This window comes from Streptomyces silaceus (assembly GCF_001419745.1).
Taxonomy (GTDB): domain Bacteria; phylum Actinomycetota; class Actinomycetes; order Streptomycetales; family Streptomycetaceae; genus Streptomyces; species Streptomyces silaceus.
The window spans coordinates 1-10438 of record NZ_LIRJ01000003.1 but is presented as its reverse complement, the minus strand read 5'-3'; the positions used below and the strand labels follow the sequence as shown (position 1 = coordinate 10438).

Annotated in this window: 2 protein-coding genes; both read left to right on the top strand. The window is 75.6% G+C overall.

What is annotated here, in order from left to right; genetic code table 11:
- Nucleotides 1–1371, top strand: a 1371-nt coding sequence (locus AOK22_RS00315; protein WP_157872124.1) for a type I polyketide synthase, incomplete at its 5' end; no start/stop codon positions are given.
- Nucleotides 1372–1374: 3 nt separating this feature from the next.
- On the top strand, nucleotides 1375–10438 hold a 9064-nt coding region (locus tag AOK22_RS00310; RefSeq protein ID WP_157872123.1), incomplete at its 3' end, for a type I polyketide synthase.

The following is a 10438-nucleotide window of genomic DNA, read 5'->3' as shown; positions in this document are numbered from 1 at the left end:
GTCCTGATCACCGGCGGCACCGGCGGTCTCGGCGCCACCGTGGCCCGGCGTCTGGTGGCGGACCACGGCGTACGCCGTCTGCTGCTGGTCAGCCGACGCGGGCAGGCCGCCGACGGCGTCGACGACCTGGTGGCCGACCTGTCCGCGCGGGGCGCCTCGGTCACCGTCGCCGCCTGCGACGTCACCGACAGGGCCGCCCTCGCGGGACTCCTCGCGGACGTTCCCGCGGCGGCGCCCCTGCGGGCCGTCGTGCACGCCGCCGGGCGCATGGACGACGCCTCGACGCTGACCCTGGAGCCCGAGCGGCTGCACGCGGTGCTGACCCCGAAGGTCGACGCCGCCTGGCATCTGCACGAACTCACCCGGGACCTGGACCTGTCGGCGTTCGTGCTGTTCTCCTCCGTGACCGCCACGGTCGGCTTCGCGGGCCAGGCCAACTACGCGGCCGGCAACGCGTTCCTCGACGCGCTCGCCCAGCACCGGCACGGCGCCGGACTGCCCGCGCTCGCTCTCGGCTGGGGGCTGTGGGAGCAGGCCACCGGCATGACCGAGGGGCTCGACGACGCCGACAGACAGCGGATGCTGCGGATGGGCCTGCGGCCGCTGCCCACGGACGACGGTCTGGCCCTGCTCGACCTCGCCCTCGGCGCCGACCGGCCGCACCTGGTGCCCGCCTGGCTCGACGTCGCCGCCCTCCGCGACACCGAACCACCGTTCCTCATGCGGCAGTTGGCGCCCGCCAGGGCCGTGCGGGCGGACCAGGCGCGGGGCGGCGCCCAGTCGCTGCGCGAGCGGCTGCTGCCGCTGCCCGACCGCGACCGGGAGCTGACCCTGCGCAGGCTGGTGCAGGCGGAGATCGTCACCGTTCTCGGCAGGGCCGGTTCGGCGGACGTGCCCGCCGACCGCGGCTTCACCGACCTGGGCTTCGACTCCCTGACGGCCCTGGAGCTGCGCAACCGCCTCTCCACCCTGACCGGTCTGACCCTGACCGCCACGGTGACCTTCGACCATCCGAGCCCGGCCGCGCTGGCCCGGCATCTGCTGGGGCGGCTCGCCCTGGACCCGCAGGCATCAACGGCGCCGCCACAGGCGGGTGTTCGAACGGAAGTCCCGGCCGTCGCACCGGACCCCCGTGTCCCGGACGGAGCCCCCGTGCTCGCCGACCTCGACCGGCTCGCACGGAGCGTGAGCGGCGTCGGCGACGACGCGCTGCGCGCGGACGTCACCGACCGGTTGCTGGCGCTCCTGGGGACCGTCGCCGCCGGACCGGAGCCCGAAGGGCCGGCGGAGCCCCTGCATGACGAGCAGATCGCCGCGGCCGACGCGGACGAACTCTTTTCTCTGATCGACGATGAGCTGGGAAGGCCCTGAACCATGACCGACGGGAAGCTGCTCGACTACCTCAAGCGGGTCACGACCGAGCTGCGTGACACTCGCCGGAGGCTGGCCGAGGCGGAGGCGGGCCCGTCCCGCCACGAGCCGGTCGCGATCGTGGGCATGGCGTGCCGGTTCCCCGGCGGCGCCACTTCGCCCGAGGAGCTGTTCCGGCTTGCCGTCGACGGCGTGGACGCCGTGTCCGGGTTCCCGGAGAACCGCGGCTGGGACCTGGAGGGCCTGTACGACCCCGACCCGGAGCGGACCGGCACCAGCTACACGCGGCAGGGCGGATTCCTCCACGACGCCGCCGAGTTCGACGCCGGCTTCTTTGGCATGTCGCCCCGCGAGGCGCTGGCCACCGACCCGCAGCAGCGGCTGCTCCTGCAGACGTCCTGGGAGGCGCTGGAGCGCGCGGGCATCGACCCCGCCACCCTGCGCGGCAGCCGCACCGGCGTCTTCGCGGGCGTGATGTACGGCGACTACTCCTCGCGCCTGGGCGGCGCCGCCGGCGGGTTCGAGGGGCAGCTGCTCACCGGCAGCCTGCCGAGCGTGGCGTCCGGCCGCGTCTCGTACACGTTCGGGTTCGAGGGCCCCGCCGTCACGGTGGACACGGCGTGCTCGTCGTCGCTGGTGTCGCTGCACCTGGCGGCGGCGTCGCTGCGGTCGGGGGAGAGCTCGCTGGCGCTGGCCGGCGGCGTGGCGGTGATGGCGACGCCCACGACGTTCGTGGAGTTCTCCCGCCAGCGCGGCCTCTCGGCGGACGGCCGCTGCAAGGCGTTCTCGGACACCGCCGACGGCACGGGCTGGTCGGAGGGCGTGGGCGTCCTCGTCCTCGAACGCCTCTCGGACGCGCGGCGCAACGGCCACCGCGTCCTCGCCGTGCTGCGCGGCTCGGCGGTCAACCAGGACGGCGCCTCCAGCGGTCTCACGGCCCCCAACGGCCCGTCGCAGGAGCGGGTGATCCGCGACGCCCTGGCGAACGCCCGGCTGACCGCCGCGGACGTGGACGCGGTCGAGGCGCACGGCACCGGGACGAGGCTGGGCGACCCCATCGAGGCGCAGGCGCTGCTCGCCACGTACGGCCAGGAGCGGGACGTCCCGCTGTGGCTGGGGTCGCTGAAGTCCAACATCGGCCATACGCAGGCCGCCGCCGGTGTCGCCGGTGTGATCAAGACGGTGCTCGCCCTCCAACAGGGCGTACTGCCAAGGACGTTGCACGTCGAGAAGCCGTCGCGGCACGTGGACTGGTCCTCGGGCGCGGTGGAGCTGCTGACCGAGCAGCGGGCCTGGCCCGAGACGGGCCGTCCCCGCCGCGCCGGCGTGTCGGCCTTCGGCGCGAGCGGCACGAACGCGCACGTGATCATCGAGCAGGCGCCCGCCGGGCAGACCCCGGAGGCGGGGGAGACCGGTGGTGAGGCGCCGGAGCCGCGCACCCCGGCCGTGGTGCCGGTCCTGGTGTCGGGCGGCACCGGCACGGCGCTGCGCCGCCAGGCCGGACAGCTCAAGGAGTGGCTGGAGGCCCGCCCCGAGGCGAGCCTGCTGGACGTCGGACACGCCACCCTGACGGCCCGTGCCGCGCTGCACCACCGCGGGCTCGTCGTCGCCGAGGACCGCGCCGAACTCCTCACCGGTCTCGCCGCGTTGGCGGCGGGCGAGTCGGCCCCCGAGGTGGTGGAAGGAACCGTCGCCCCCGAGTCCGGTGTGGTGTGGGTGTTCCCCGGCCAGGGCTCGCAGTGGGTCGGCATGGCCCGGGGGCTGCGCGCGTCCTCCCCGGTGTTCGCCGCGCGGATGGACGCGTGCGAACAGGCCCTGAGCGGCTTGGTCGACTGGTCACTGCGCGACGTCCTGGACGACGAGGCCGCGCTGGCCCGGGTCGACGTGGTGCAGCCCGCGCTGTGGGCGGTCATGGTCTCGCTCGCCGAGGTGTGGCGGGCGGCCGGAGTCGTCCCGTCCGCCGTGGTCGGCCACTCCCAGGGTGAGATCGCCGCGGCCTGCGCCGCCGGCGGGCTCTCCCTGGAGGACGGCGCCCGCGTGGTCGCCCTGCGCTCCCGCGCCATCCTGGAGATCGCGGGAGCGGGCGGCATGGTCTCCCTCGCCCTGCCGGAGGACGCCACCCGCGCCCTGCTCGCGCCCTGGGAGGGGCGCGTCTTCGTCGCCGCCGTCAACGGAGCCCGCTCCACGGTGGTCTCCGGCGAGGCGGCCGCCCTGGACGACCTGCTCGCGCACTGCGCCGCCGAGGAGATCCGCGCCCGCCGCATCCCCGTCGACTACGCCTCGCACTCCGCGCACGTCGAGCGCATCCGCGACCGGATCCTCGCGGACCTCGCGGACATCACGCCCCGCACGGGCTCCGTCCCCTTCCACTCCACCGTCACCGGGCGGGTCCTGGACACCGCGGGCCTCGACGCCGCCTACTGGTACGAGAACCTGCGCACCACCGTCCGCTTCGCCCCCGTCGTCGACGCGCTCCTCGCCGACGGGCACCGGACGTTCGTCGAGTGCAGCCCGCACCCCGTCCTCGCGTTCGGCGTCGAGGAGACCGCGCAGGACGCCGACTCCCCGGCCCTGGTGGTCGGTTCGCTGCGCCGCGACGAGGACGCCACCCGGCAGCTCCACCTGTCCATCGCCCGCCTGCACGCCCACGGCGTCCCGGTGGACTGGCGGCCCGTCTTCGAGGGCACCGGAGCCCGCGCCGCGGACCTGCCCACCTACGCCTTCGAGACGATGCCGTACTGGCTCCAGGCGCCTCGACCGCTCCTGAACGACCCCGTCGAACTGGCCGACGGCGGACAGACGGTCCTCACCGGCAGGCTCTCCCTGCGCAGCCACCCCTGGCTCACCGACCACCGCGTCCGCGGCCAGGTCGTCGTACCCGGCACCGCCCTGCTGGAGATGGCCCTGCACACGGGCGGCACGGTCGACGAACTCACCTTCCAGGCGCCGTTGTTGATCCCCGAGCGCGGCGAGGTCGAGATCCAGCTGACCCTGGGCACGGCCGACACCGCCGGCTCCCGTCCGCTGCGCCTGCACGCCCGCGCCCCGGAGTCCGACTGGCAGCTGCACGCCACCGGCGCGCTCCTGGACACCGAGGGCGACGCCGGCACCGAGGACCCGGTGCCCTGGCCGCCGCCCGGAGCCGAACGCGTCGACCTCACCTCGTGGTACGCGGATCTGGCCGAGCGCGGCCTGGAGTACGGACCCGGCTTCCGCGGCCTGCGCACCCTGTGGCGGCACGGCGACGAGCTGTACGCCGAGGTCACCCTGCCCGAGCCGGTCCGGCCCGCGCTGCTGGACGCCGCCCTGCACGCCCTGGACCTCAGGACGACGCCCGCGATGCCGTTCTCGTTCACCGGCGTGCGCTGGCTCGACGCGGACGCGGCGGCCGAACCGACCGGGCTGCGGGCCCGCCTCACCCCGCTGGACAGCGGCGCCGTCGCCCTGCGCCTCTCCGACGGCGCGGGCCGCGGCGTCCTTGCGGCCGAGTCGCTGACCCTGCGCCCCCTCGACGGCGTCAGCCTCGAAGCGGGCCGGAGCGCGCTCTTCGACGTCGACTGGGTCCCCCTCCACCTGGACGCCGCGCGCACCGAGGTCCCCGCCGAGGCCACCGTCCTGCGCTGCCCTGCCGCCGACGGCGAACTGCCCGACCGGGTCAGGACCGTGACCTCCGCCGTCCTCGGCGACCTCCGCTCCTGGCTCGCCGACCCGGACACCGGCGACGACGCGCGCCTGGTCGTGGTGACCCGGCACGCCGTGACGACCGACGCGGGCGACGCCGAGGAGACCGACCCCGCGGCCGCCGCCGTATGGGGCCTGGTCCGCTCCGCCCAGACCGAGCACCCGGAACGGATCGTGCTGGTCGACCTCGACAGCGCGTCCGCGAGGGACGCCGACGGGCTCACCGGCCTGCTGCCGGCCCTGCTCGCCTCCGACGAGCCCCAACTCGCCGTACGTGAGGGGCAGGCACGAGCCCCGAGGCTGGTCCGCGCCAAGCCGACCGCAGCCACGGCGGCCGCCACGCGCGGCACCGAGGACTCCGCGCCTCCCGCGGAGCGTCCGGTGCTCCCCACCGACGGCACCGTGCTGATCACCGGCGCGTCCGGCACCCTGGGCGGCCTGGTCGCCCGCCACCTCGTCGCCGAGCACGGCGTACGCGACCTGCTGCTCGTCAGCCGGCAGGGCGCCGACGCGCTCGCCGCCGAACTGACCGAGCTGGGCGCGACGGCGACCTCCGCCGCCTGCGACATCGGCGACCGCGCCGCGCTGGCCGACCTGCTCGCGGCCCTTCCGCAGGACCGCCCGCTGCGGGCCGTCCTGCACGCCGCCGGCACGCTCGACGACGGAGTGATCGGCTCCCTGACGCCCGAGCGCCTGGACACCGTCCTCGCGGCCAAGGCCGACGGCGCCTGGCACCTGCACGAACTGACCCGCGACCTCGACCTGGGCGCCTTCGTGCTGTTCTCGTCCGTCGCCGCCACCCTGGGCACCGCGGGCCAGGGCAACTACGCCGCCGCCAACGCCGTCCTCGACGCGCTGGCGCACCACCGCCGCGCCCAGGGCCTGCCCGCGCTCTCCCTCGGCTGGGGCCTGTGGGCCGAGCGCAGCGCCCTGACCGGCCGCCTCGACGAGGCCGACCTGGCCCGCCTGGGCGACGCCGGGGTCCTGCCGCTCGCCACCGGCGAGGGCCTCGCCCTCCTCGACGCCGCGCTCGGCACCGACCGCGCCCACCTCGTCCCCGTCCGCCTCGACCGCGAGGCCGCCCGGTCCGCCGCGGGCACGCTGCCCCCGCTGCTGCGCTCCCCGGCACCGGCCCGCCGCCCCCGCCCATCGGTCGCCGCACCGTCGGGCGCGCCGGTCGCCACGGGAGAGGGCGAGGGGCTGCGCGCGGTCCCCGCAGCGGACCGCGCGGACGTCGTCGCCGAACTGGTGCGCGGCGAGGTCGCGGCGGCCCTCAAGTTCGGGTCGGCCGACGACATCGACCCCGACGCCGAACTGCTGCGCCTGGGCTTCACCTCGCTGACCGCACTGGAGCTGCGCAACAAGCTCAGCGCGCGCACGAAGCTCCGGCTGCCCGCGACCATGGTCTTCGAGCACCGCACCCCGCGCGCCCTCGCCCGCTTCATCGCCGGAAAGCTGTCCGACGGTGAGCCGACGGCCGCCGTCGCCACCGCCGCGCCGGAGCCCGAGGAGAGCACCGACGACCGCATCGCCATCGTCGGCGTCGCCGGGCGCTACCCGCTGGCCGCCACGGTCGGCGAACTGTGGGACAACCTCGCCGCCGCGCGCCACTGCGTCCGCGAGGTGCCCGCCGAACGCTGGGACGCCGACGCCCACTTCGACCCGTCGGGCACCACCGGCGCGTACAGCAAGTGGGCCGGGTTCATCGACGACGTGGACGCGTTCGACCCGCTGTTCTTCCAGATCTCGCCTGCCGAGGCCGAGGCGATGGACCCGCAGGAGCGCCTCTTCCTGCAGACCGCCGCCGCGACCCTGGACGACGCGGGCTGCCCGCCCGCCGCGCTCGCCGCCCGGGGACCGGTCGGCGTGTTCGTCGGCGTGATGGGCAGCGACTACGAGTGGATGAGCGGCGCCGCGAACGCGCGCGGCGTGCCGACCGAGGCGTACTCCCGGCACTGGTCGATCGCCAACCGGGTCTCGCACTCCTTCGACTTCACCGGGCCCAGCATGGCGGTCGACACCGCCTGCTCGTCCTCCCTGACCGCGATCCACCTGGCCTGCCAGAGCATCGCCGCGGGCGAGTGCGCCGCGGCCGTGGCCGGTGGCGTCAACCTGATCCTGCACCCCAAGCACCTGCGCGGCCTCGCGCAGGCCGGGATGCTCTCGCGCGACGACCGGCTCAAGGCGTTCGGCGCGGGTGCGGACGGGTTCGTCGACGGCGAGGGCGTCGGAGCCGTCCTGCTCAAGCCCCTCTCGGCGGCGCTCGCCGACGGTGACCGGGTCCTCGGCGTCATCCGCGGCTCGGCCGTCAACGCGGTCGGCGACGCGGGCGGTTACACCGTGCCGAGCGCCTCCGCCCAGGCGGCGGTCGTCCGCGGCGCCCTCGACCGGGCCCGCGTGGCCCCTGACACCATCGGCTATGTCGAGGCCCACGGCACCGGCACGCTGCTCGGCGACCCCATCGAGATCGCCGGCCTGACCGACGTCTTCGGCGGGCCCGCCGAAGACCCGGCACACCGGACGCCACGGCCCACCATCTCGGTCGGCTCGGTGAAGACGAACATCGGCCACCTGGAGTCGGCGGCCGGCATCGCCGGTCTGACGAAGGTCCTGCTCCAGCTGCGCCACCGCACCCTGGTGCCCTCGCTCCACTCCGCCGAGCCCAACCCGGAGATCGACTTCGCCGCCACGCCGTTCGCGGTCCAGCAGACCCGCGAACCCTGGACGCGGCAGGAGCGGCCCGCACCGGACGGCACCGCGCGCGAACTGCCGCTGCGCGCCGTCATCAGCTCTTTCGGCGCCGGTGGCGCCAACGCCTGCCTGGTCGTGGAGGAACACCTGCCGACCGGCCCCGACGACGGAGAACGACCCGTGACCGACGAAGGCCAGGAGCAGCTCCTCGTCCTCTCCGCGAAGAGCGAGGAACGCCTGCGGGCATACGCGGCGGACGTCGCCGCCTTCCTGACGGGCGGCGCCGCGCCGCGCGTCGCGGACCAGGCGCCCGCCCTCACGCCCCAGGAGGCGGCGGCCGCCGCCGGGCGCCTCGGCCTGCGGCTCGCCGCCGAGCTCGCCGGCCTGGACGCGGCCGCCCTCGACCTGGCGACCGACCTCGTGGACTGCGGCTTCGGCGTGACCGAGCGCGCCCGCTACCACGCCCTGCTGGCACAGGAGTTGGGCGTCGACCGGCTGCCCGAGGCCGCCCTGACGGCCGACACCATCGGCGCGCTCGCCGACGCGGTGGCCGACCTGATGCCGCGTACGGCGGCCGTCGACCCGGCGGCCGACACGGAGGACGGTGACGCGGCGGGCCCGTGGCTCGCGGATGTCGCCCACACGCTCCAGTCCGGCCGTACGGCCCACGAGTTCCGGCTCGCGCTCTCCGCCACGACGACGGCCGAGGCCGCGCGGCTCCTCGCCGCGTACGCGTCGGGCGCGCAGGCCGCCGGGAGCGTCACGACCGGACGGGCCGCCGCCCGCGCCGGGGCCCGGCTCTCCGAGGGGGACGCCGCCGCGCTCCGGCAGGCCGTGGCGCGCCGCGACCTGACGGCGGTGGCCGAGCGCTGGGTGACGGGGGCCGAGGTCGACTGGTCGGCGCTCGCGGACCCGGCCGCGCGCAGGATCGAGCTGCCCGGCTACCCGTTCGCCCGCAAGCGCCTGTGGATCCCCGAGCCGCCCGCCGGGGTCCGTGAGGCCGTCGCGGCGGGCCCGGTGTCCGTGACGGCTCCGGCGGCCGACGTGCGGCGGGGCGCGGCGGTCCACGCCGCTGTGCCCGGGGCGGCCGAGGCCCAGGTGGTGGCCGACGGGCGTCCCCGCGTCGACCACGCCGTCGTCGAAGTCCTCGCCGGATACGCGCAGTTGGACGCCGTCTCGGTCTCCGGGCTGCTCGGTGTCTACCAGCGCATGGGCGCCTTCCGGAGCCCCGGCGAGCGGCACCGCAGCGAGGAGCTGCGCGGCGCTCTCGGCATCCGGGACAAGTTCCGGCGGCTGCACCTGGCGATCCTCGACCTCCTCGCCGCACACGGTTTCCTGACCCGTGACGGCGACACCTTCACCGCCACCGCGGCGGTCGACGGTGACGGCGGGGTGACGGCGGCGGACCGCTGGGAGGCCGACTTCGCGGCCGTCGTGACCGGACACCCGGACGTCGCGCCGACCGCCTGCCTCAACCGTGAGTTCCTGCGGGCGTACCCGGCGCTGCTGCGCGGCGAGGTGGTGGGCACCGAGGTCATGTTCCCCGACTCCTCGATGGACCTGGTGCAGGACCTGTACCAGGGCAATGCGCTGACCGACTTCTTCAACCTGCTGGTCGCCGACACGGTCCGCGGCCACCTGGACGCCCGCCTGCCGCAGTCGGCGGCCGGTGAGACCTTCCAGGTCGTGGAGCTGGGCGCGGGCACCGGAGCCACCAGCGAGAAGGTGCTCCCGGCGCTCGCCGGGCACCCGGACCGCGTCGGCTACACCTTCACCGACATCTCCCCGCGCTTCCTGGAGTACGGCCGCGAGCGGTTCGCCGCGCACCACCCCTACGTACGGTTCCAGCTGCTCAACCTGGAACGGGGCCTGGCCGAGCAGGACTTCGCGCCGGGATCGGCCGACGCGGTCCTCGCCACCAACGTCGTCCACGCCACGCGGAACCTGCGCACCACCCTGCGCAAGATGAAGGAACTGCTCAAGCCCGGCGGGCTGCTGATCCTCAACGAACTCACCTCGATCCGCCCCTATCTGACCCTGGGCGGCGGCGTCATGGAGGGCTGGTGGGCGTTCCAGGACGGCGAACTCCGCATCCCCAACTCCCCGCTCGCCGCGCCCGACAGCTGGCTCCGCCTCCTGGAGGAGGAGGGGTACGCGAACGTCAGGGCGCTGGGCGCCGAGGGTGCGGAACTGGGCCAGCACGTGCTGGTCGCGCAGAACGTGGAGGCGCGCGCGGAGACGGCACCGGCGGCGACCGCTCCCGGGGAGGTCTCCGAGGCGGCTTCCGGAGCGGCCTCCGCGGTGGCTGCCGAAGCGCTCGCGTCCGCCCCGCTCGCGTCCGCCGGTGACACGGTCACCGGTCGGCTCGGTGAACTCCTGGAGCGCGTACTGAAGCTGGACGAGCGCATCGACCCGGACCGTCCTCTGGTGGACTACGGGTTCGACTCGCTCAGCGGAATGAAGATCGTGGCCGTCGTGGAGGACGCCTTCGGCGTCAACGTGCCGCTGGAGGAGTTCTTCGCGCGGCCGACGCTGACGGAGCTGTCCGAACACCTGCGGTCGGACTGGCTGGCCGAGGCGGCGGCCGAGGCCGCCCCGGAGGAGGCGTCGGCCGGGGTGACGGCCCCGGTGACCGACGTGACGGCCCCCGTCGCGGCGCAACCCGCCGCTGCCGTCGCGCTCCCGTTCCCCGTAC